We start from the raw sequence: 21076 nt of genomic DNA on the forward strand, positions 1-21076 counted from the left end.
TCATGCATCACAGCCAGATCGACAGCGATATCCGCAAGCTGATTGCCGACGGCACCGTCCTGCCGGCGCATCCCCTCGCCCTCACCGCCGAGCGGCAGCTCGACAAGACCCATCAGCGCGCGCTCACACGCTATTACGTCGACGCAGGTTCAGGCGGCCTTGCCGTCGGCGTGCACACCACGCAGTTCGCCATCCGCGATGTCGGCCTCTACCGTCCCGTGCTCGAGCTCGCCGCCGAGACCGCAGCTGACTGGACCGAGCGTCCGCTGGCGATGGTCGCGGGCCTCGCCGGTCCGACACGGCAGGCCGTCATCGAAGCCCGCACCGCGCGCGACATCGGCTATCACGCCGGGTTGCTCAGCCTCGCCGCGATGAAGAACGCTTCCGAGGACGAGATCATCGCCCACTGCACTTCGGTGGCCGCCGAAATCCCGCTGATCGGCTTCTATCTCCAGCCGGCGGTCGGCGGCGTCGTCCTGTCGAGCCGGTTCTGGCAGCGCTTTGCCTCGATCGACAATGTCATCGCGATCAAGATCGCGCCGTTCAACCGCTATCGGACCCTCGACGTGCTGCGCGGTGTCGCAGCGGCCGGCGCACTCGACCGCGTCGCGCTCTACACCGGCAATGACGACCACATCCTGCTCGACCTGATGCTGCCGTTCGACCTGCGCGACAACGGGGTCACGACCCGCACCTACTTCAAAGGCGGCCTGCTCGGCCATTGGTCGGTTTGGACCGCGAGCGCTATCAAACAGTTCGAGCGTTGCAAGGCCGCGCGGCACAAGGACAGCGTGCCCGCGAACCTGCTGGCACTCGATGCCCGCGTCACCGACTGCAACAGCGCCTTCTTCGATGTCGCCAACAATTTTCACGGCTGCATCGCCGGCTGCCACGAGGTGCTGCGGCGCCAAGGCCTGATGAAAGGTTTGTGGTGCCTCGATCCGAACGAGGGCCTCAGCCCCGGCCAAAAGGAGGAGATCGACCGCGTCACGCGCGAGCATGCCGACCTCAGCGACGATGCCTTCGTCGCCGCGAACCTGAATAAATGGCTGGCATGAGCTCGGCCCCCTTCATCAGCCTACAGGGCGTCCGCAAGGTCTATCGCAGCGGCGGCGCCGAGTTTCTCGCGGTGTCCGACGTCACCATGGACGTGCAGGAAGGTGAGCTGGTCTCGCTGGTCGGCCCCTCCGGTTGCGGCAAGACCACGGTGATGAAGATTCTGGCCGGGCTCCACAGCGCCGACGGCGGCACCGTGCAGATCGGCAATGCCAACAGCCCGTTCGATCCGACCCGCGACATCGGCATGGTGTTCCAGCAGGCACTGCTGCTGAAATGGCGGACGATCCTGGACAACGTGCTGCTGCCGGCCGAGATCGTCGGCCTGCCGATGAAGGCCGCGCGCGATCGGGCGCGCGATCTGCTCAACCTAGTTGGGCTTGCCGGCTATGAGCAGAAATATCCGAGAGAGCTCTCCGGCGGCATGCAGCAGCGCACCGCGATCGCGCGCGCCTTCATCCACGATCCAAAACTGATCCTGATGGACGAGCCGTTCGGCGCGCTGGACGCGCTGACGCGCGAGCAGATGAACCTGGAGATGCTGCGGATCTGGCGCGAGAGCGGCAAAACCATCATCTTCGTCACGCACTCGATCCAGGAAGCCGTGTTCCTGTCCTCGCATTGCGCCGTGCTGACCGCGGGCCCCGCGAAGATGGCCGATTATTTCCCGATCGACCTGCCCTTCCCGCGCGACCTGCCGCTGAAGACGACCGATGCTTTCGGCGCCTATGCAAGGCGGATTTACGCGAAGCTGGGGCTGGGCGCGGCGTAAGACGCTTGCTCGAAACCCGTAGGGTGGGCAAAGCGCAAGCGTGCCCACCATTGCCCGTGAAGCGAGAGAACGTGGGCACGGCGCAAGTGCGCCTTTGCCCACCCTACGAGCGCGCGACGCGATCGCGGCGCCGCGCCCCCTCACGCTCAGCTCTTGTTGCGCATCTTGCTGAGCAGGTAGTTGTCGTAAAAATTCTCCGCGATCTGCGTATAGAACAGCAGCTCCTTCATATACGCGTCGTGGCTCTCCTTGGTCCGCTTGAACAGCTCGCTCTTGGCGGCGAGCTCGTTCAGATGGTCCTGGGTCGCGTTGTAGCAGGCTTCCAGCACCGGTTGCGGGAACGCCTTCAGCTCCGCGCCATTGGCGATCAGCCGCTTCAGCGCCGCGGGATTCACGCTGTCGTATTTCTCGAGCATCCAGGCGCCGGCCGCCGCGCCCGCCTGGTTGACGATCGCCTGGTACTGCTTGGGCAGCGAGGCCCATTTCTCGTCGTTGACGACCATGTGCAGCATGGCGCCGCCTTCCCACCAGCCGGGGAAATAATAGTATTTTGCGACCTTGTGGAAGCCGAGCTTCTCGTCGTCATAGGGACCGACGAACTCGACCGCATCGATCGTGCCCTTCTCCAGCGCCGGATAGATGTCGCCACCCGCGATCTGCTGCGGGACGACCCCGAGCCTTGCCAGCACATGGCCGCCCATGCCGGCGATGCGGAATTTGAGGCCCTTGAGGTCGTCGACGATCTTGATCTCCTTGCGGAACCAGCCGCCCATCTGGGTGCCGGAATTGCCGCAGAGGATGGCGTGCGCCTTGAACGGCTTCAGCGCCTCATTGGTGAGGTCGGCGCCGCCGCCGAAGTGCCACCAGGATTCCTGGTGGCGATGGTTCATGCCGAAGGGCGCGCCGGTGGCATAGGCCAGCGCGGGCTCCTTGCCGATGTAGAAATAGAGCGGGGTCTGCGCCATCTCCACCGAGGCGGTGCTGACGGCATCGAGCGCCTGCAGGCCCGGAACGATCTCGCCGGCGCCGAAGGTCTGGATCTGGAATTTGTTGTCGGTGGCCTCAGCAACATATTTCGCGAAAGTCTGCGCCGTGCCGTAGATGGTGTCGAGCGACTTCGGGAAGCTCGAGGTCAGGCGCCATTTGATCTCGGGCGCACTCTGCGCGATCGCAGGTGCGGCAACCAGCGTCGTTGCGCCGGCGACCGCGCCTCCCTTGAGGAATGTACGGCGTTTCATGATGGGGTCTCTCCCTTGAAGTCAGCTTCGAAACGGGCGGCGCTGTGACCCGGCTTGGCCACGGACCTGGCGGACCGTTTGCCTGTTCCTGGAACGGAGTTCAAGTTGTGAAAGGGCCGTAGCCTATAGCCCGGATGGAGCGCCGCTAGAGCAGCTTTGCACTGACGAACAGCGCGCGCACGGCGTTGGTCGCCTGCACCGCCAGCATTGCGTTACCAGCCGCGCCTTCCAGGGCCGCGACCGCGTCCTCGTGCAGGGAGCGGAATTCCATCCACTCGACCGACTTGAAGTTGGTGAGGAATTGATAGGCCTGGCCGACAGTCGCGATCGCCAGCGTGTCACCGTTCAACTTGATCTTGAACGTCGTACGCAGCGGGGTCTCGGAATTTGTTGGATCACTCATGGGCTGCTTCTGGAGGATGACGGCTTAACGAAGGGGAAACGGCAGCCCCGCCGCAGCAGGCGAATATCAGGAGTCGGTGCTCGCGCGCTGCGAGGCGGTCGCCGATCCGCTCAGGCTCGGTACCACGACAAGACGGTTGAACTCGCCATTGTCGTAAGCTTTGAGGAAACGATCATAGTCCTTGATCGAGACGCAGCCGTTGGAATCGCCGCGCGGCCCGAGCATGTAGTTGTGCGTGAGCAGACCGACGCGGCCAAGCGCACTGGTGCCTTCGACCGGGGTCATACGCAGCGCACGGACACCGTGAAATAGCTTTTCGCGCGGCTTCAGATCATAGGTTGCCGGCGGCGTCGCGCCGACCATCCGCCGGTCGACATGATCAGGGTCGTCCATCAGCGCGCCCAAGCCTGAATGGGCTTCCAGCGCCACGCCGCTCGGCAGGTAGAGCGCCTTGGCCTTGATGTCATAGACCGCCGTCCGCGAATCGTAGCCGAGGGCGGCGAGATCCGGTGCCCTGCCGAGCAGGCCATCGCCGGGTGTCAGCGAGGCCAGTCTGATCTTGTCGGTAAACTTCTCGAAGAAGTTGCGGTTGTCGACTTTGAGACTGGTGTCGGCATAGGCCTGGCTCGAGGCGACCTGGGAGGCTAAATCGGCCTGGATCGGGCGCGAGCGCGGCATCGGGATGGCGTCGGCGCGCTGCGCGGGCCTTGCCTCCTCGGTCACGGACCGGTCGTCCTCAGTCAGGGTCGAACGCCAGTCGTCGCCCTGCAGCTTCTGGGCGAGCATTGCCTTGGCGTCGCGAAGCTTGAGCTGGACCGCATTCAGGGCAGAACGCTCCAGTGTCCTGAGGCCGAGGTCCCGGGCCGGCGGATTGCCGGACGCCGAAGCGAAACGGTCCTCGAAAGACGGCGTATTGGCTGGGGGCAACGCGGCGGAGACCAGCGGGCTCGAAGCGCCCAGATTCGAATCCCCGATGTCAGCGACCCAAGCGGCGGCGCCCAGTGCCAGCGCGACGGCAGCCAGAGACAGCAAAACGCGCTCGGCCCGCCCGACACGGCGGCGCGACAACAGCCTCTCGGCATGTGCTGCGTCGGAAACCATCAGATCCCCAAATCGACCCCGGGGGGCCCAACCCCCACCCGGAGACTCTATACCAGCTACCATATTGGGAGCCAAAAGTTAGGCATAATCGCGGCCGGCAAGGCTCCGACTGGGCATCCCGAGGTATCCAATGACCGATCCTTTCGATCTAGAGCGGTTTGTCCGGGCCCAGGGCCCGGTCTATCGCGCCGTTCGGGGGGAGCTGGCCCGAGGGCGGAAGCAGAGCCACTGGATGTGGTTCGTCTTCCCGCAAATCGCAGGCCTCGGCTTCAGCGCCATGTCCCAGCGCTACGCTATCGGCTCCCGCGCGGAGGCCAAGGCCTATCTCGCCCATCCCACGCTCGGGGTGCGGCTGATCGAATGCACCGGGCTCGTGCTCGCGGTTCAGGGGCGGAGCATCAACGCGATCCTCGGCGCGCCCGATGACGCCAAATTCCACTCGTCGATGACGCTGTTCGGCGCGGTGTCCGACGAGCCCATTTTCGGCGAGGCGCTCGCCCGCTATTTCGCAGGCGAACGCGACGTCGCGACGCTGGAGATCCTGTCGAGGCTGGATCGGCAGGGCTAGCGCGTGATCAGCGCCCCTGGAAGACGGCTGCACGCCGCTCGACGAAGGATTGAATGCCTTCCTTCGCGTCCGCGCTGGCGAGCACGCGGGCGCGAATCTCGGGAATGTAGGCGATCGCCGCCGCCTCGCCGCCCTCGACGTACTTGGCCGCGGCTTCCTTGGTGACCTGGATGCCGAGCGGCGCATTGCGCGCGATGATGGCCGCGAGCGCCATCGCACGCGCGACCTGCTCGCCTGCCGGCACGACCTCCTGCACGAGCCCGATCGCATGAGCGCGCTCGGCCGAGAACCCGTCGCACAGGAACAGATGGTACATCGCATCGCCCCAGCCGGCGCGCGAGAGGAAACGGAAATGCGCGCCGCCAAGTGGCGCAATGCCGCGCCTGGACTCCATCTGGCAGAAGCGTGCGTCGTCGGCCGCAACCACGATGTCACCGGCAAGCATGAGCTCGATGCCGATCGTGAAGACGATGCCCTGCACGGCGGTGACGACAGGCTTGCGGCAGCGCTTGGCAAGGCCGAATGGATCGACATTGCCTTCCCTGATGTTGCGCGTCTCCGCGGAGGGCCCGAAGAATTTCGGCATGTCGAGACCTGCGGTGAAATCCCTGCCCTCGGCGCAGACCACGCCGACGCGGTAGGCCTCGTTGTCGTGCAGTTCGGTCAGCGCATCGGACAATTGCTCCATCATCACCGGCGTGAACGCGTTCTTCTTCGCGGCATTGTCGATGATGATCTTGAGAACGTGGCCGTGCACCTCGGTCCGAATTTGTCCCTCGCTCATGCGTGTCTCTCCATGATTGTCGTTTGGTATGGGCGCGTCAGGCCGGCGGCTGAATCGCCGCGCGGATCGCCTTGATCCGCTCCGGCGTGAACACGCCGGTCTCGAGCAGTTGAAGGATCGAGAGCACGCCGCCCCGCGATCCCCAGCTTCCCTCGTCGATGATCTCGAAAATGACCCACCAGGTCGGCGCCGGCGTCAGCATTCCGCAGGCCTCCGCGAGCCGCGCCAACACGTTGCGGATCACCTCGGCGCGCACCTCTGCCGGCCAGGCCGCGTTCATCACCGCAATCCTGACGGTGATGATGTCGCGCGGGGTGTCCTGATCGGACAGGATCTGGCCGCCGATCGCCATGCAGTCGGCTGGCAGTTCGTGGAAATGGACCTGAAAGCCCATTCGCGCAGCCGGCACGTGCTGGCCGATCTCGGGCTCGAGCACGGCGTCAGTCAGGGTTTCCGCGAGGCGGCGGCGCTGCGTGAGGCTGAGCCGCCCCGCGGGGGCGGTCACGGTGATGATGGTCAAAGGGCGCCTCCTCCAGGATTATGACATACGTCATACTTCAGGCCGCTTGCTTATGTCAAGCGTCATAGTCTAGATCAGAACGCCAACCATGGGACTTCCAATGACCTCCAGCACGCGCGACAAGATGATCGCCGGCGCCGCCGATTTGATGAGCCGCCGCGGCGTCAATGCCACCAGCATGCGCGACGTCGTTCGCCATACCGCGACGCCGCGCGGTTCGATCGGTCACCACTTTCCGGACGGCAAGCGGCAATTGATTGCCGAAGCCGTGACCTTCGCCGGCAAGCAGGTGTCCACTCCCCTGGAGAAGGCCATGAGCGACCGCGGCGCGATCGGCGGCCTGCGGGCTTTCGTTGCGTCCTGGCGCCGCCGGTTGGAGGCGACCGGCTTCGAGGCTGGATGCCCGGTGCTCGCCGTCGCCGTCGATCGCGATGTCGGCGAGGCCTCCGACAAGGACGATGAGGCGACGCGGCAGAATCTGCTCGACCTCGCCGACGGCGTGTTCACCGAGTGGCGGTTGATCATGCGCGCGGCCTTGCTGCGCGAAGGGCTGGCCGCGGAACGCGCGGAGCGGCTTGCGACGCTCGTCATCGCCTCGATCGAAGGCACGGTCGCGATGTGCCGAGCAAGCCGCAGCGCGGACGCGCTCGATCAGGTTCAAGACGAGCTGGAGACGGTGCTGTCCGACGCCCTCGCCCGCGCAGCCGGATAAATGGACGCGGATCGAACTGGACCACGGCAGAGAGCGTAAACCCCGGATTAACATCGCCTGCCTATCTTCCGTGCAACATTAAGGCTCCTCCCGCGCCAATTGCCGGACAGATCATGAAAATCGGAACGCTCCTGACCTCCGCCATCGTCTCGCTCTCGACCGTGGGCGGCGGCCTCGCCGTCTACGTCGCCGTGACGAAGTACCAGACGATGGAGCGGATCACAGAAGCGGAAGGTCGGCTCGCGATTGTTCGCGCCGTCAGCGACATCCCGCGCTACCTCAATCCGGAGCGCGGCTTTTCCACCAACATCCTCTATGGCCCGGCCACCATCGACCCGGCGCAGCTCGCCGGGCAGGACAAGCTGCGCAAACAGACGGACGCTGCGCGCGACAAGATGAACACACTGCGTAAGCAGCTGCCCGGCTCCCTCGACGACGGCAACACCACCGGCGGCAACATCGACGGCATCAATTCGAAATTCACCGCGTTGCGCGAGGCCATCGACAAGGCGCTCGCAGGGCCCGCCGAGGCGCGCAAGGACGCCGCCAAGAAGATCGTCGCCGACAACGCCGTGCTCAACAGCGGCGTGACCGCCCTGCTCAACGAGCAGGTCCGCCGCATGGCGATCCTGAACGGTGACGCCTACCGGCAGGCCAGCTACGCCAACATCGCGATGACGCTGCGCGACGTCGGCGGTTTCAACTCCAGCCTGCACAAGAACCTCGTCGGCGGCAAGAAACCGGCGAGCGACGCCGAGAAGGCCGACATCGCCCGCTCGCAGGGCCGCAACGACCAGATCGTGATGTCGCTGCAGGAGTTGCGCGGCAATCCGACAACGCCGGCGAACGTCGCCGCGGCCCTGGAGAAGTTCAACGCGATCTATGTCGAGGAGTTCGGCCGCGAGCTCAAGCTCGTCAAGGACGGTGCGGTCAGCGGCAAGTACGAACACGACATGGAGACCTATTACGCCGCCACGCAGCGCGGCCTCGGCACCGTCATCGAGGTCCGCGACGCCTTCTACGACAACGCCGAACAGATCCTCGCCGGAGCCTCTTCCGCCGCGCGCACCAGCTTCACCATCGCGCTTGCAGGCCTCGTCGCCGTCCTGATCGCGAGCGTCGGCCTCATCGTGATGGTTCGCCGCCGCGTTTGCGCTCCGATCGTCAACCTGACGACACGGATGTCGCGGCTGGCCGAGGGCGAGGTTGCGGACAGCATCCCCGGCGCCGAGCGCTCCGACGAGATCGGGGCGATGGCCGCGGCGGTTCAGGTCTTCAAGGACAACATGATCCGAGCCGACCGGCTCGCGGCCGAGAAGCAGGCCGAGAACGACGGCAAGATGCGCCGCGCGCAGGCACTCGACGAGCTCACCCGCGCGTTCGAAGCCAAGATCACCGAGCTCGTCGGCGGCCTGTCGCGCGCCTCCTCGACCATGGAAAGCACCGCGCAGTCGATGACCTCGACGGCGGCGCAGACCAACAGCCAGGCCGCAATCGTCGCCGCCGCCTCCGAGCAGACCTCGACCAATGTGCAGACCGTCGCCAGCGCCACCGAAGAGCTGACCTCCTCGATCTCCGAGATCGGCCGTCAGGTCGCACAGAGCACCGAGATCGCGGCCCGCGCCGTCGATAACGCCCGCCGCACCGGCGACACCGCACGCACGCTCGCGGAGGGCGCGCAGAAGATCGGCGACGTCGTCACGCTGATCCAGAGCATCGCCGAGCAGACCAACCTGCTCGCGCTGAACGCGACCATCGAGGCCGCCCGCGCCGGCGATGCCGGCCGCGGCTTTGCGGTGGTTGCTTCCGAAGTGAAGTCGCTGGCGGGCCAGACCGCCAAGGCCACCACCGAAATCTCCGAGCAGATCACGGCGATCCAGACCGCGAGCGACGAGACCGTGGCCGCGATCCGCAACGTCGCCGACGTCATTGGCGAGATCGACCAGATCGGCACCGCGATTGCGGCTGCGATCGAGGAGCAGGGCTCGGCCACCAAGGAGATCGCCCGCAGCGTCCAGGAGGCTGCCCGTGGCACCCAGGAGGTCAATACCAACATCTCCGGCGTGCAACGTGCCGCCGACGACACCGGTGCGGCCGCAAGGGAAGTGCTCGGCGCCGCCAAGCAGCTCTCGACCCAGTCGCGCGATCTCGCCGGACAGTTCGACCGCTTCCTCGGCGAGGTCAGGGCCGCATAGCGCGGCTCAATACGGCGGCGCCTTGCGCGCGCGCTGCGCCTTGGCCGCTTCGATCCACCACTGCAAATCATCAGCAAAGCGCGGGAATGAGCGTTCCAGCGCCTTGCCGCCCTCGCCAACCGGCTCGCCGTCTTCGGACAGGGTCTGCGCGATCGGGCCGACGCCGATGGTGCTCGACACCACCACCATGCCCATCTCCGACAACGTGCCGTGCCAGGCGGTGGCGGCGCGCGCGCCGGAGAGGCGGCCGGCCGAGTAGCTCACGATCGCGGCCGGGCGCCAGAACCACTCTTCGAGGAAGTGGTCGGTGAGATTCTTCAGGCCGGGCTGGATGCCCCAATTATACTCGCCGGTGACGAAGACGAAGCCGTCGGCGCCGCGGATCTGTCCGGCCAGCTTCTCCAGCGCCTCGGGCGCCGCGCCTTTGGGATATTCCTTGTACATGCGATCGAGCATCGGCAGGCCGATCGCCTTGGCGTCGATGAACTCGACGTCCTCGTCGCGGCTGCGCAGCCGATTGATGACGAAATTCGCAAGGCGGACACCCATGCGGTCGGAACGGTAGGAACCGTAGAGGACGAGAATGCGATTGCTCATGATGGCCGCATGCTACCACGAAACCGGAGCGCAGAACGGTTTCCTTTGTCGCAGCGTTGCATGCGAGGGTGCGTTTCAGTGCGTGGCGCGGTAGCTGGTGCGGCGCTGAATCGACCGGCAGGCCAGCCCATCCGCCAGCAGCTTCATGTCCTCATGCCGGCCACTACGAATCAGCCGGCCGAACTCTTCGGGTGTGAAAGGAAGACTTGGATCATCATCGATCGGGCGCCGCATTCGCGGACCGAAGAACCGCCGAACCAGGCTAGCCAGCCGCCGCATGTCAATTCCCTCGCGCCAGCAACAAACCTCTCAGTCTGCATATTGTTCCTCCCGCACCTTCGAGATTGCAAGAGGTCGCTGAGGACTCCGCACCAAAAAAATCGCGAGAGAATAATCTCCTCTTCGTCGTGCTCATCGGCAAAACCCACGTAGCGCACGAACTCCTGATTGTGCTCGCGGTCCGAGCGAACCACGTTCGCGGCGAAGTCGTCGTCGGGATAGCCCATCGCAACGCAGGTCACGATGACCTTGTCTTCAGGAATTCCTGCGACCTCGCGCACGATGTCGGAGCGCATGATGCCCTGCCCGTTGATGACAGAGCCGAGACCGCGATCCCACGCTGCGAGCACGATGCCGTAGCAGAGCGCACCGAGATCGAAGTGGCAGACCGCGCCGGGATCGAGCACGCGGTCGTAGGTCAGGACCAGCGAGACCGGCGCGTCGAACTGGCGGAAGCCGCGCAGCACCTAGTCCTGCCGCATCGGCTTGTCGTCGCGCGCGATCCCCATTGCACCGAACAGCTTCTTGGCGATGTCGACCTGCCGCGTGCGGTGCACGCCCTGATACTCGCCGCGACTGATGATGTCGCGCTTGACTTGGCCCACCAACCATCTCCTCCATGCTGCGGCGGCGCGCACCTCTTCGAGCGGGCTGCCTGTGAGCACGTGGACATGCCAGGGCTGGGTGTTCATCGAGGACGGCGCGCGCTTGGCGCTCTCGATGATCGCCTCGATCACCGCGCGCGGCACCGGCTCGTTCTTGAAGCCACGCACGCTGCGGCGCGACTGGACCAGCGTTTCGAATTCCATCTCTTGAACCTCCCAGCCGCTCGTCCGGCGTTGCTGCACACTGCCGGTTGCCGATGCGGCGCGCAAAATCTATGCTAACCCGCAAGCAAGACCAAGAACCCTGGAGGAGCCGCCATGGCCGCGCCACTCGACCCCGTCATCGCCCAGATCATTCCGCTCATGCCGATGCGCGATGTCGCGGTCATGACGCCACAGAGCGCCCGCGATTCCTTGCGCCAACTGGCTGCCTCGCGCGCCGCCATCCCGCCGCCGCCTGTCGATCACGTGCAGGACATCAAGGTGAAAGGCGGCGCCGGACCGCTCGATGCGCGCGTCTACCGCGTCGACACCACGCCCGCGCCGACCGTGGTGTTCTTCCATGGCGGCGGCTGGGTCGCGGGCGACCTCGAGACCCACGACCGGCAGGCGCGCAACCTTGCGATCGAGACCGGCGCGGTCGTCGTCTCCGTCGACTATCGCCGCCCGCCCGAGACGCACTTTCCCGGCGCCTTCGAGGATGCCTTCACCGCAGTCAGCGACATCTTCAACCGCGTCGCGGAATTTGGCGACGATGCAAAACGTCTCGGCGTTGCCGGCGACAGCGCCGGCGGCAATCTCGCGGCAACCACTGCAATCGCCTGCCGCGATGCCGGCATCAAGCTCGCCGCACAACTGCTGGTCTATCCCGTGACCGACGTCCTCGGCGCTTATGCCGATGCGCGCGAGAACGCACGCTATCCCTCGCGCGCCGAGAACGCCGACGGATACTTTCTGACGCGGGCCACGATGGAATGGTTTTGCGGCCATTATCTCGCCGATCCCAGCCACGCTGCCGACTGGCGGGTCTCGCCGCTGCGCGCGGCATCCCTCGCCGGTGTCGCACCCGCGGTCGTTACCACCGCCTGGTTCGATCCGCTGCGCGACGAAGGGGCGGCCTATGCGCGGGCGCTGGAGGCCGCGGGGGTTCGCGTCAAGCACCATGAGGGTCCCGGCCTGATCCACGGCTATTTCGGCATGGGCGACGCTTCGAACGTCGCGCGCGCCGAGGCGCAGCGCGCGCGGGCCGACTTCAAGGCGCTGCTCGCGCGCGGCGTATGATCACATTGCGATCAGGCCCGACCGATTTGCCCGCTCATCTCGTCCGTCTCTTCATCGGCCTCGTCGTCTCGCTGGTACCGGTCGCGGCCGTCTCTGCCGCACCGCAGACGGTCTATTTTCGCAGCGCCGACAACCGCACCGCGCTCGTCGGCTACCTGTTCCAGCCAACGACGCCGGGCCCCTGGCCTGCCGTCGTCATGCTGCATGGCCGCGGCGGCCCCTACTCCAGCAACAACAATTCCGGCTGCACGTCCGTCGGCGCCGGTATCGCTTCGCTCTGCGACGCCACCACCTTGTCCAAGCGCCACAGGATGTGGGGCGAATATTGGTCGGCGCACGGTTACCTTGCCTTGCTGCCGGACAGTTTCGGCCCACGCGGCAAGGCGCACGGCTTCGGCCGCTTCACCCACGACGATCTTGACCGTGCCGACGTCAACGAACTGACCGTGCGCCCGCTCGATGCCGAGGGGGCGCTCGCTTATCTGCGTGGACGCAACGACGTGATCGGCCGGCAGGTCTTCCTCCAGGGCTGGTCCAATGGCGGCAGCACCGCACTGAACGTGATGATCCGGCAGGGCGACAAGACGGCCGGTTATCGGGGTGCGCTCGTGTTCTATCCGGGCTGCGGACGGAAGGCACTGGTCGCGCCGACCATCTCCAGCGCCGCTCCAGTCGCGATGTTTCTCGGCGCCGACGACGAAGAGGTCTCGCCGCAGACCTGCCGGCAACTCGCCGACCGCTCGCGGCAGGCCGGAAGCCCGATCGACGTCACGGCCTATCGCGGGGCCACCCACGATTTCGACGATCCCTCGTCGCGGCGGCAGTCGACGCCCGGGAATCAGGCGGCGATGAACGACGCGCGCGTCAAGGCCATTGCCGCCCTCGACCGCTGGAAAAATTGAACCGCGCGAAGACGCGTCGGGGCCGATCCTGCTTGATTGCGCCATGATTCCCGGCTCCAATCCGGCCGCCATTTCTGGTTTAGGGAGACACCCATGATGAAGCGGATTTTCCTGGCGGCGATCGTTGCAACCTTCGCGGCGGGCTCGGCCTTGGCGCAAGAAACCTGCGAGAGCAAGGCCGTCGGCAAGGACGGCAAGCCGCTGGCCGGCGCTGCCAAGACCTCGTTCCTGAAGAAGTGCAAGGCCGATGCCTGTACGCCCAAGGCCGTCAGCGCCGACGGCAAGCCGCTCGCCGGTGCCGCCAAGAACAGTTTCATGAAGAAGTGCGAAGTCAGCGCGTAATCGCTCGCTCGATTCGGTGCCCCTGACGCAGCGCAGCGCCCCCGGCTATGCGAAGCATCGTCCGGTGCGATGTGCTGCAGAGCCGTGGCTCATGCAACCGCACAACGCTCCGATAGATGGGTCCCGGCTCTGCGGCGCGTCACCGCGTGCCGCACCGCGTCCGGGGCACGAGCCTGGCGACTAGATCGCTGCCTCACTCCCTCTTGAACCGATAGTCGAACACCCCCCAGCGGCTTGATCCATCCCACCGTCGGCGCCGGAAAATGCACCGGCAGGATCAGCGTGTCGGTGTCCGCCACGGAGGCGAAGAATTTTCGCCGCGAGGCCGCCGACTGCTTCGGGTCCCAGTCCGGCTTCGCCGACCAGTCCGGCTCGCGGCACTGGATCTGGTGATGCATGAGGTCGCCCGCGACCACCGCGCGCTGGCCCTTCGAAAAGAGGTTCACGCAGCAATGGCAGGGCGAATGCCCCGGCGTTGGCGTCAGCGTGACGGTGTCATCGAGCGCGTAATCATCGTCGACCAGTAGCGCCTGCCCGGCCTCGACGATCGGCAGGCAATTGTCGCGAAACACGGTGCCGGGTGGATTGCTGCCCTTGGCGTGCTCGGCCTCCCAGGCCGCGTACTCGCCCTTGTGGAAGACGTATTGTGCGTTCGGGAACGTCGGCACCCAGCGACCGTCGCGCAAGGTCGTGTTCCAGCCGGTGTGATCGATATGCAGATGCGTGCAGAACACATAGTCGATCTGCTTGAAGCCGATGCCGAGCGCGAACAATTCGTTGCGCCAACGCTCCTTGCCGGGGAAATCGAACGGCGGCGGATGCCCCTTGTCCTCGCCGGTGCAGGTGTCGACCAGAATGGTGTAGCGCGGCGTGCGCACCACGAAGGTCTGATAGGTGATCACCATCATGCCGCGCGCGGCATCGAACACTTCCGGCTCCATGGTCGGCAGATGGCGGGCGAACACGCCCTCGTCATAGGCCGGGAAGAAATCCTGCGGCCGCCGCCACGGCCCCTCCCGCTCGATCACCGCATCGATGGTGATGTCGCCGATCCGAAGCTGCCGCATGGTGTTCGCTCCCTTTTTGCGAAAGCGTAGCGAGCACGTGCGGCGCCTTCAAGCGCGAGAACTGATTGCTAGTTTCTCGATCTGGTTGTAGCCCGGATGGAGCGAAGCGTAATCCGGGAAGGTGCCCGCGTGGTCCGATATCGGCGCAACGTTGTCCCTGGTGGGACCTTCTTCTTCACCGTAGCCCTTGGCGATCGACAATCATCCGCGCTCGTCGACCGTATCGACGAACTGCGCGCCGCATTTCGGGTTGCGCGCACCGAAAGACCCTTCACGGTCGATGCAATCGTCATCCTCCCCGACCATCTGCATACCATCATGAGCTACCGGAGGATGACTCAGATTTTTCGGGGCGATGGAAGCGAATCAAAGGCTTATTCACCCATCGGCTGGCTGCTTCAGGTGCATCGCTCCTCCGCAATCACCGCGGTGAGTTCTCGCTATGGCAGAGGCGTTTTTGGGAGCACACCATTCGCGACGAGGCCGATTTCGCACGTTGCGCCGACTACATCCATTACAATCCCGTCAAGCACGGGCTCGTCACCTCGCCGGCTGACTGGCTGTATTCGTCCCTGCATCGCTACGTTCGCGCGGGCATATTTCCCGCCGATTGGGGGGGCGCCGGCGAGATCAATGGCAACTTTGGCGAACGCAAAGACTGATCCCGGATTACGCTTGCGCTCCATCCGGGCTACCGGCCACCCCTACGACCGCAGCCCAGGCGCCTCCTGCCCAGTGCGCGCGACATATTCCGTGTAGCCGCCGCCGAACTGGTGGATGCCCTCCGGCGTCAGCTCCAGCACGCGGTTCGACAGCGTCGCCAGGAAGTGCCGGTCATGCGAGACGAACAGCATGGTGCCCTCGAAATCCGACAGCGCCGTGATCAGCATCTCCTTGGTGGCGAGGTCGAGATGGTTGGTCGGCTCGTCCAGCACCAGAAAGTTCGGCGGATCGAACAGCATCTTGGCCATCACCAGGCGCGCCTTCTCGCCGCCCGACAGCACGCGGCAGCGCTTCTCGACGTCGTCGCCGGAGAAGCCGAAGCAGCCGGCAAGCGCGCGCAGGGATCCCTGCCCCGCGGTTGGAAACGCGTCCTCCAGCGACTGGAATACGGTGCGCTCGCCGTCGAGCAAATCCATCGCGTGCTGGGCGAAATAGCCCATCTTGACACTGCCGCCGACCGCCACTGTGCCCTGATCCGGCTCGCTCGAGCCGGCAACCAGCTTGAGCAGCGTCGACTTGCCAGCACCGTTGACGCCCATCACGCACCAGCGCTCCCTGCGGCGGATCATGAAGTCGAGGCCGTCGTAGATGCGCTTTGAGCCGTACCCCTTGTGCACGTTCTTCAAGGCAACAACGTCCTCGCCCGAGCGCGGCGCCGGTGGGAAGTCGAACGCCACGCTCTGGCGGCGGCGCGGCGGCTCGACGCGCTCGATCTTGTCGAGCTTCTTGACCCGGCTCTGCACCTGCGCCGCATGCGAGGCGCGCGCCTTGAAGCGCTCGATGAACTTGATCTCCTTGGCGAGCATGGCCTGCTGGCGCTCGAACTGGGCCTGCTGCTGCTTCTCGTTCTGCGCGCGCTGCTGCTCGTAAAACTCGTAGTCGCCCGTGTAGGTCGTGAGCGAGCCAGAGTCGATCTCGATCACCTTGGAGATCACACGGTTGATGAACTCGCGGTCATGCGAGGTCATCAGCAGCGTGCCCTCGTAATCGTGCAAAAACTTCTCGAGCCAGATCAGGCTCTCGATATCGAGATGGTTGCTCGGCTCGTCGAGCAGCATGACGTCGGGGCGCATCAGGAGAATCCGGGCCAGCGCCACGCGCATCTTCCAGCCGCCGGAGAGTTTGCCGACATCGCCGTCCATCATCTCCTGGCTGAAGCCGAGACCGGACAGCGCTTCGCGCGCACGGCCGTCAAGCGCGTAGCCGTCGAGCTCCTCGAACCGATGCTGCACCTCGCCGTAACGGGTGATGATCTCGTCCATCTGGTCGGCCTTGTCAGGGTCGGCCATGGCAGCCTCGAGCTCGCGCAGCTCGGCCGCGACCTCGCTGACGGGACCGGCGCCGTTCATCACCTCGGCCACGGCGCTGCGGCCAGACATCTCGCCGACGTCCTGGTTGAAATAGCCGATGGTAATGCCGCGATCGGTCGAGACCTGGCCCTCGTCGGGCAGTTCCTCGCCGGCGATCATCCGGAACAATGTGGTCTTGCCCGCACCGTTCGGCCCGACGAGGCCGATCTTCTCGCCCTTGTTAAGGGCGGCGGAGGCTTCGATGAACAGGATCTGGTGGCCGGCTTGCTTGCTGACGTTGTCGAGGCGGATCATGAGGTCTTTTGGGGGATTTTTTGCGTTGCAGCGTCATAGGCCATGCCGCTCCCAAGGGGAAGCCCGGCGGGGTACGGATTCCGCGCTTGTCGTCGGCCCGGGAGCCGTGTGGCCCGCCGTGGGCCGGCGCCGGAGCCATCAGGCACCAAAGGCCGCAAGCCCTGCCGAGGCGACCTGCGCATCCTGGGTCGACTGCATGCCCGAGACGCCGATCGCTCCGATCACGCTGCCGTCGCGCAGAATGGGAAGGCCGCCCTCCAGGGGCGTCAGGTTGGTCATGCCAAGCAGCCGCCAGTGGAGGCCACCGTCCGCCAGCGCAGATTCGAATGTCCCGGTCGGCCGTCTGAAATCGACGGCTGTCTTCGCCTTCTGCTGCGCCACAAGCACGCTGCCATGCTGCGCCTGATCGAGGCGATACAACAGGACGAGATGGCCGCCGCTGTCAGTAACGGCGATCACCATGGGCCAGCCGTGGCGTTCCGCCTCGGCACGCGCCGCATCGGCCACGCGCGTCGCCTCATCGAGCGTGATCGGGGCGCCATAGAGAGGGGTCAAGGCTGCCAGGGGGGCTTTTGCGGCGCAGATGTCTGGGTTCGTCACAGGAATCTCCTTGTCATTGCGAGCCCATTCACAACACATCGCACTTGTGATGATAATCGCCGCAAATGTGGATAGATTATATCACTTTTCGGGAGTTTCTCACTGACCTCGCTTGCTGATTATGCGGTGTTTCTCGCCGTCATTGATGAGGGTAGCCTGACGTCCGCGGCAACGCGTCTCGGCCGATCGCTGCAGTCGGTCAGCCGTTCGCTTGCGCGACTTGAAGACGATCTTGGCATGGAGCTGGTCTCGCGAACGACGCGCCGCCTGCATCCGACACAAGCGGGCCTCGAATTTGCCGGCCGCATACGCTTCGCGCTCACGACCATCGACGCGGCGCGTGAAGACCTGCTTGCCAGCGACCGGCGGCTTGCCGGCACCATCCGCGTGGGCACGTCGAGCTTGTTCGGCCCCGAATACGTGACTCCGGTTCTGAGTCAATTCCTAACGCGGAATCCGGAGATCGACCTCGAACTTGTGCTGTCCGATGAGCGCGTCGATCTCGTCGCCGAGAAGGTCGATTTTGCCGTTCGCATCGGCAACCTGCCGGACTCCAATTTGCGGATTCGGCAGCTCGGTGGACTGAGCTGGGCCGTGTTCGCTTCACCGGCCTATCTCACCGCTCATGGTCGTCCTGAAAATCCGCGAGACCTTTCCGGCCACGAGTGCGTGTTGCGCGCGAGCGATGACGACCGATGGGCCTTTGGTGACAAGAGGCGGCGCCTCGAAGTGCACGGTCGGTTTCGGTCGGAAAGTGCAGCAGCGCGCAACGCGGCCGTCGCGGCCGGCCTTGGCATCGGGCTCGCTCCGCTCTGGCAGGTTCGCAGACTCATCGATCAGGGCATCGTCGAGCAAATCCTTGTCGGCCACGAACCGCCGCCTATCCCGCTGCAGATTGTCTGGCCGAAGCGCGGAGCGGGCACGATGCCTCGACGGGTACGCGCCGCCATCGAGTTCCTCGTCGCGCGGCTTTCCGCGCTGCGGATATGACGTCTTGCAGCGACGCCCCGCGCATGCGTCCTCGGGCATGACCAGGTGACTGACTTTCACGCCCTTCGCATCATCCTCGAAGCCTTCAAACACGATCTGGTGGCCGCCATGCGTGCTCACGTTATCAAGGCGGATCATGAGGTCTTTTGAGGAGGTTTTTGCATCGCAGCGTCGTAGGCTATGCCAGGCGTGCAGGAAGCCCGCGAGGTACGGATTCATGGTTCGCGAGCGGACATAATCGGCCTAGTCAACCCAACTGAAGACAACTAGAAATAATTGAATCCGATCAGGATTAGCATCACTATCGCGGCCATAGTCGTCGCCTGATCCACTGCCGCTGATGCCGATATCTGCGATACGCTGGCCGCGAGGCACAACTCAATCAGCAACGAACCCAACGATCGAATTGATGAATATTACCTTCGAACGTTTGGCGTCACACGGGATTTAGGCGCAATAGATTTTATCCGGCGGATGCGCCGCAAATGGGATCAGGTTCTGTGTTTTTCCGTTCCGTCATTGCCGCAGTCGTCATTTTGGCCCTTTCCGCGGCCTCAGGACCCGCCACGGCCGCCCGCGCGGCCAAGCCAAAATTGGATCCGATCACCGACTTCATGCGCATCCACGGCCGGCCCGATTCCGTCGATCTCGTCGGCAAGCACAACCGCGCCTACCATTGGCGCTTGACCACAGACGTCAGCTTCTCGGACGATGCGTTGGTGACCCACGAGAAATTCACCTGCAACGTGACGGTGCTGGCTTCGGCGAGTGGACGTATCCTGCGCATAGCTGTCGAACCGCTCAATCCCGGCGCGGCGGCGATCGCTTCGGTCGGCGCGTTCGGCCCGCTCTGCGAAAAGAACTTCGGCATGCGGCCGCACGCCTCGCGGGGCACGGCATTGCGCGCCAGGGCGCGATGAGGGTTCGCGCTCGTCGCGCCGGAATTCGCGCTGACGTTGCGGCACTTTCAGCACACGGCGCAATGGAGAGGTCGTTTGATGACCATAAAGCCTGACGTTCAGGTTACGGGTCCCGTGGCACAGACAATAATCGACGAGGCATTGCCGGGAGAGTTCGTCCGAAGCGTGTCGAAGCTGCACGGCGGCGCGATAGCGGCAATCTACGAGATCGCCCTGACCTCGAACCGAGCCCCCGTCATTCTCAAGGTCTATCCGCAGTTACTCCATTGGAAAATGCGCAAGGAGGCGAACATGCTCGCGCTGGTGCAAGATCGCCTTCGCGTGCCGACGCCACGGGTGCTGGCCGTGGACGACACAAAGCGGCACCTGAAGCTCAACTACTTGCTGGTGACGAAACTTGAAGGGACTCTGCTGGGATCAATGGAGAAGACGCTTGGTGCCGAGCAGTATCTTACTGCCTACCGCCAGATCGGTGGAGTACTCCGCGACATTCACGGGATTCCAATGCCGGCCTTCGGCTCCATCGGCGCAGATGGCATCATGACGCCGCACGTAAGCAACCGCGCGTATCTGACAACACAGTTCGAGCGAAAGCTCGAGGAATACACGCGGCGGGGAGGTGATGGTTCGCACGCGCGCAGCATCGCCGCCATAGCCAGCAGCTACGCCCACCTGCTCGACCACTGCATGGCGGCGGTGTTGTGCCACAACGATCTGCATGCCAGCAACGTGCTGGCCGAGGTCGCAGCGGACGGCACCGTCGAGCTTTCAGGTGTACTTGACCTCGAAAACGCACAGGCTGCAGATCCTCTGATGGACCTCGCCAAGGCCGCGTATTACTTAGGGCCGAGCGAGCGTCGGGCGCTCATTCAAGGCTACGGTGACACCGGCCGCCCGCAAGTCGGGTTAACGCTGCGCTACTATCATCTCTATTTCGCGCTCGTGCTATGGTGTTGGATGGCTGAAATCGGGGACACGGCAGCCTTGCCCGGACTAACGCGGGACCTGCAGCGGGCGACACACGTAGACAGTGATTTGTAGGTCGGCGGACATCCGCCGTCTAATCAGCACACGCTCTAGGCCCGCCGCATCAGCTTGAGCGAGGCCGCGAGGCGCAGGCTGCGCTTGCCGGCGAGCGCGATGCCTTCGAGCTCGCCGCTATCCTCGTTGCAGGTCCCGGAGAATCCGATCCCGACCTCGAAGCCGCCAAAGACGGGGTTTTCGCCTTTCGCCGGCGTGTGCTCCTGGTTCAGCATCTCGCCCTTCCAGCGGCCATCCGCGGAGGAATAGGAGCCGAGATAATAGAAGAACGCATCGCCGCCGAGGATGCGGCCGTCGATCAGCAGCATCACGCCGGAGAGGCCGGCATCGACGCCGTCGAGCGCGCGCAGGCTCATCCCGTAGAGCCCGTTGGCGATGCCGCCCCGCCCGATCGTGCCGCGCGGCGGCAGCGCCCCATCATCGAGCCGGGTGAGATTGGCCCAAAAACTGGCGCCCGGCATGGTGTCGGCGCCGCCCTGGAGACGGATCTGATCACCGATCAGCCGTCCTCGCGCACCGATTCTGGCGACGTCGGCGCCCATCAGCGGCTTGTAGTTGGGATCGTAATTGTGCCGCTCGGTGATCACCTCGGCGACGATCTCGCCGTCACGCTCGGCATAGGTGCCGAGATGCGCAAAGCCCGAATTGCCGCCCAGCATCTTGCCGTCATGCAGGCACATGATGCTGCGCCCGAACGCATCGTTGACGCCGTATTCAACCTTGTAGAGTCCGTCCAGCAACGCAATGAGCCCGCAAAATCGGAAAAGAACCGCCAG

General features: G+C 64.8%; 21 protein-coding genes and 3 pseudogenes. 12 read left to right on the forward strand and 12 right to left on the reverse strand.

Features of this window, described 5'->3' with window-relative positions; translation table 11 throughout:
- The first annotated feature begins 2 nt into the window (after positions 1 to 2).
- The gene (locus tag IVA79_RS13465; RefSeq protein ID WP_247553529.1) at positions 3 to 1058 is read left to right on the forward strand and encodes a dihydrodipicolinate synthase family protein; all 1056 of its coding nucleotides are present in this window, start codon (positions 3 to 5) and stop codon (positions 1056 to 1058) included.
- Positions 1046 to 1828 (forward strand): ABC transporter ATP-binding protein, encoded by a 783-nt coding sequence (locus tag IVA79_RS13470; protein ID WP_247553530.1) that lies wholly within the window; start codon positions 1046 to 1048, stop codon positions 1826 to 1828. The genes IVA79_RS13465 and IVA79_RS13470 overlap by 13 nt, the downstream gene beginning before the upstream one ends.
- Positions 1829 to 1974: 146 nt before the next feature.
- Here IVA79_RS13470 and IVA79_RS13475 read toward each other — a convergent pair whose 3' ends face one another.
- The 3 genes from IVA79_RS13475 to IVA79_RS13485 form a co-directional block, all read right to left on the reverse strand.
- Positions 1975 to 3066 carry a substrate-binding domain-containing protein gene (locus IVA79_RS13475; RefSeq protein ID WP_247553532.1) on the reverse strand — a complete coding sequence of 364 codons (1092 nt, stop codon included), beginning with the start codon at positions 3064 to 3066 and terminating at the stop codon, positions 1975 to 1977.
- A gap of 145 nt (positions 3067 to 3211) precedes the next feature.
- Positions 3212 to 3469: a hypothetical protein gene (locus tag IVA79_RS13480; protein WP_212085905.1), complete on the reverse strand. Its 258-nt coding sequence runs from the start codon at positions 3467 to 3469 to the stop codon at positions 3212 to 3214.
- A 66-nt stretch (positions 3470 to 3535) separates the two neighbouring features.
- On the reverse strand, positions 3536 to 4501 hold the full coding sequence (locus IVA79_RS13485; protein WP_247553756.1) for a DUF2778 domain-containing protein: 966 nt from the start codon (positions 4499 to 4501) through the stop codon (positions 3536 to 3538).
- 199 nt (positions 4502 to 4700) lie between these two features.
- On the opposite strand from IVA79_RS13485, the gene IVA79_RS13490 reads away from it, so the two are divergent.
- Positions 4701 to 5138 (forward strand): DUF1810 domain-containing protein, encoded by a 438-nt coding sequence (locus tag IVA79_RS13490; RefSeq protein WP_247553534.1) that lies wholly within the window; start codon positions 4701 to 4703, stop codon positions 5136 to 5138.
- Between the two features lie 7 nt (positions 5139 to 5145).
- Here IVA79_RS13490 and IVA79_RS13495 read toward each other — a convergent pair whose 3' ends face one another.
- Both IVA79_RS13495 and IVA79_RS13500 read right to left on the reverse strand, forming a co-directional pair.
- Positions 5146 to 5922, reverse strand: a complete 777-nt coding sequence (locus IVA79_RS13495) for a crotonase/enoyl-CoA hydratase family protein (protein ID WP_247553537.1) — start codon at positions 5920 to 5922, stop codon at positions 5146 to 5148.
- Positions 5923 to 5959: 37 nt separating this feature from the next.
- Positions 5960 to 6442, reverse strand: a complete 483-nt coding sequence (locus IVA79_RS13500) for a tautomerase enzyme (RefSeq protein WP_247553538.1) — start codon at positions 6440 to 6442, stop codon at positions 5960 to 5962.
- A gap of 100 nt (positions 6443 to 6542) precedes the next feature.
- Between IVA79_RS13500 and IVA79_RS13505 the strand changes: the two genes are divergently transcribed.
- Together IVA79_RS13505 and IVA79_RS13510 are read left to right on the forward strand one after the other, a co-directional pair.
- The gene (locus IVA79_RS13505) at positions 6543 to 7154 is read left to right on the forward strand and encodes a helix-turn-helix domain-containing protein (RefSeq protein WP_247553539.1); all 612 of its coding nucleotides are present in this window, start codon (positions 6543 to 6545) and stop codon (positions 7152 to 7154) included.
- 113 nt (positions 7155 to 7267) lie between these two features.
- Positions 7268 to 9349, forward strand: a complete 2082-nt coding sequence (locus tag IVA79_RS13510; protein ID WP_247553540.1) for a HAMP domain-containing methyl-accepting chemotaxis protein — start codon at positions 7268 to 7270, stop codon at positions 9347 to 9349.
- Positions 9350 to 9355: 6 nt separating this feature from the next.
- Here the strand turns inward: IVA79_RS13510 and IVA79_RS13515 are convergent, their stop codons facing one another.
- A complete protein-coding gene (locus IVA79_RS13515; RefSeq protein ID WP_247553541.1) occupies positions 9356 to 9946 on the reverse strand; it encodes an NAD(P)H-dependent oxidoreductase in 591 nt (196 codons plus the stop codon).
- A 170-nt stretch (positions 9947 to 10116) separates the two neighbouring features.
- Positions 10117 to 11034 (reverse strand): annotated as a pseudogene (locus tag IVA79_RS13520) (nitroreductase).
- A gap of 114 nt (positions 11035 to 11148) precedes the next feature.
- Here IVA79_RS13520 and IVA79_RS13525 point away from each other — a divergent pair.
- From IVA79_RS13525 to IVA79_RS13535, 3 genes are all read left to right on the forward strand, one after another.
- Positions 11149 to 12111 (forward strand): alpha/beta hydrolase, encoded by a 963-nt coding sequence (locus IVA79_RS13525; protein ID WP_247553542.1) that lies wholly within the window; start codon positions 11149 to 11151, stop codon positions 12109 to 12111.
- Entirely contained in the window at positions 12108 to 13013 is a 906-nt protein-coding gene (locus IVA79_RS13530) for a dienelactone hydrolase family protein (protein ID WP_247553543.1), read from the forward strand. The genes IVA79_RS13525 and IVA79_RS13530 overlap by 4 nt, the downstream gene beginning before the upstream one ends.
- A gap of 93 nt (positions 13014 to 13106) precedes the next feature.
- The gene (locus IVA79_RS13535) at positions 13107 to 13355 is read left to right on the forward strand and encodes a hypothetical protein (protein ID WP_247553544.1); all 249 of its coding nucleotides are present in this window, start codon (positions 13107 to 13109) and stop codon (positions 13353 to 13355) included.
- 193 nt (positions 13356 to 13548) lie between these two features.
- Here IVA79_RS13535 and IVA79_RS13540 read toward each other — a convergent pair.
- Together IVA79_RS13540 and IVA79_RS13545 are read right to left on the reverse strand one after the other, a co-directional pair.
- Positions 13549 to 14422: pseudogene (locus tag IVA79_RS13540) on the reverse strand (MBL fold metallo-hydrolase).
- Between the two features lie 48 nt (positions 14423 to 14470).
- Positions 14471 to 14623, reverse strand: coding sequence for a hypothetical protein (locus tag IVA79_RS13545; RefSeq protein WP_247553773.1), 153 nt, complete (start codon positions 14621 to 14623; stop codon positions 14471 to 14473).
- On the opposite strand from IVA79_RS13545, the pseudogene IVA79_RS13550 reads away from it, so the two are divergent.
- Positions 14552 to 15084 (forward strand): annotated as a pseudogene (locus IVA79_RS13550) (transposase). The gene IVA79_RS13545 and the pseudogene IVA79_RS13550 sit on opposite strands and share 72 nt — an antisense overlap.
- A gap of 42 nt (positions 15085 to 15126) precedes the next feature.
- Here IVA79_RS13550 and IVA79_RS13555 read toward each other — a convergent pair.
- Together IVA79_RS13555 and IVA79_RS13560 are read right to left on the reverse strand one after the other, a co-directional pair.
- Positions 15127 to 16749 (reverse strand): ABC-F family ATP-binding cassette domain-containing protein, encoded by a 1623-nt coding sequence (locus IVA79_RS13555; RefSeq protein ID WP_247553546.1) that lies wholly within the window; start codon positions 16747 to 16749, stop codon positions 15127 to 15129.
- A 138-nt stretch (positions 16750 to 16887) separates the two neighbouring features.
- Complete coding sequence (locus IVA79_RS13560; RefSeq protein WP_247553550.1) at positions 16888 to 17349, reverse strand: heme-binding protein; 462 nt, start codon at positions 17347 to 17349, stop codon at positions 16888 to 16890.
- Between the two features lie 126 nt (positions 17350 to 17475).
- Here IVA79_RS13560 and IVA79_RS13565 point away from each other — a divergent pair, with 126 nt between their 5' ends.
- From IVA79_RS13565 to IVA79_RS13575, 3 genes are all read left to right on the forward strand, one after another.
- A complete protein-coding gene (locus IVA79_RS13565) occupies positions 17476 to 18339 on the forward strand; it encodes a LysR family transcriptional regulator (protein ID WP_247553552.1) in 864 nt (287 codons plus the stop codon).
- Between the two features lie 500 nt (positions 18340 to 18839).
- Positions 18840 to 19259, forward strand: coding sequence for a hypothetical protein (locus IVA79_RS13570; RefSeq protein ID WP_247553554.1), 420 nt, complete (start codon positions 18840 to 18842; stop codon positions 19257 to 19259).
- A gap of 78 nt (positions 19260 to 19337) precedes the next feature.
- Positions 19338 to 20300 (forward strand): aminoglycoside phosphotransferase family protein, encoded by a 963-nt coding sequence (locus tag IVA79_RS13575; protein ID WP_247553757.1) that lies wholly within the window; start codon positions 19338 to 19340, stop codon positions 20298 to 20300.
- 35 nt (positions 20301 to 20335) lie between these two features.
- On the opposite strand, the gene IVA79_RS13580 is transcribed toward IVA79_RS13575, so the two are convergent.
- Complete coding sequence (locus tag IVA79_RS13580; protein WP_247553556.1) at positions 20336 to 21040, reverse strand: hypothetical protein; 705 nt, start codon at positions 21038 to 21040, stop codon at positions 20336 to 20338.
- Positions 21041 to 21076 lie beyond the last annotated feature (36 nt).

It is taken from the genome of Bradyrhizobium sp. 138, from assembly GCF_023074075.1.
Taxonomy (GTDB): domain Bacteria; phylum Pseudomonadota; class Alphaproteobacteria; order Rhizobiales; family Xanthobacteraceae; genus Bradyrhizobium.

Excerpts from the sequence above, each read along its gene's own strand:
- IVA79_RS13465 (WP_247553529.1), top strand. The coding sequence starts at position 3 with ATGCATCACAGCCAGATCGACAGCGATATCCGCAAGCTGATTGCCGAC.
- IVA79_RS13470 (WP_247553530.1), top strand. The coding sequence starts at position 1,046 with ATGGCTGGCATGAGCTCGGCCCCCTTCATCAGCCTACAGGGCGTCCGC.
- IVA79_RS13475 (WP_247553532.1), bottom strand. The coding sequence starts at position 3,066 with ATGAAACGCCGTACATTCCTCAAGGGAGGCGCGGTCGCCGGCGCAACG.
- IVA79_RS13480 (WP_212085905.1), bottom strand. The coding sequence starts at position 3,469 with ATGAGTGATCCAACAAATTCCGAGACCCCGCTGCGTACGACGTTCAAG.
- IVA79_RS13490 (WP_247553534.1), top strand. The coding sequence starts at position 4,701 with ATGACCGATCCTTTCGATCTAGAGCGGTTTGTCCGGGCCCAGGGCCCG.
- IVA79_RS13495 (WP_247553537.1), bottom strand. The coding sequence starts at position 5,922 with ATGAGCGAGGGACAAATTCGGACCGAGGTGCACGGCCACGTTCTCAAG.
- IVA79_RS13505 (WP_247553539.1), top strand. The coding sequence starts at position 6,543 with ATGACCTCCAGCACGCGCGACAAGATGATCGCCGGCGCCGCCGATTTG.
- IVA79_RS13510 (WP_247553540.1), top strand. The coding sequence starts at position 7,268 with ATGAAAATCGGAACGCTCCTGACCTCCGCCATCGTCTCGCTCTCGACC.
- IVA79_RS13515 (WP_247553541.1), bottom strand. The coding sequence starts at position 9,946 with ATGAGCAATCGCATTCTCGTCCTCTACGGTTCCTACCGTTCCGACCGC.
- IVA79_RS13525 (WP_247553542.1), top strand. The coding sequence starts at position 11,149 with ATGGCCGCGCCACTCGACCCCGTCATCGCCCAGATCATTCCGCTCATG.
- IVA79_RS13530 (WP_247553543.1), top strand. The coding sequence starts at position 12,108 with ATGATCACATTGCGATCAGGCCCGACCGATTTGCCCGCTCATCTCGTC.
- IVA79_RS13535 (WP_247553544.1), top strand. The coding sequence starts at position 13,107 with ATGATGAAGCGGATTTTCCTGGCGGCGATCGTTGCAACCTTCGCGGCG.
- IVA79_RS13555 (WP_247553546.1), bottom strand. The coding sequence starts at position 16,749 with ATGATCCGCCTCGACAACGTCAGCAAGCAAGCCGGCCACCAGATCCTG.
- IVA79_RS13575 (WP_247553757.1), top strand. The coding sequence starts at position 19,338 with ATGACCATAAAGCCTGACGTTCAGGTTACGGGTCCCGTGGCACAGACA.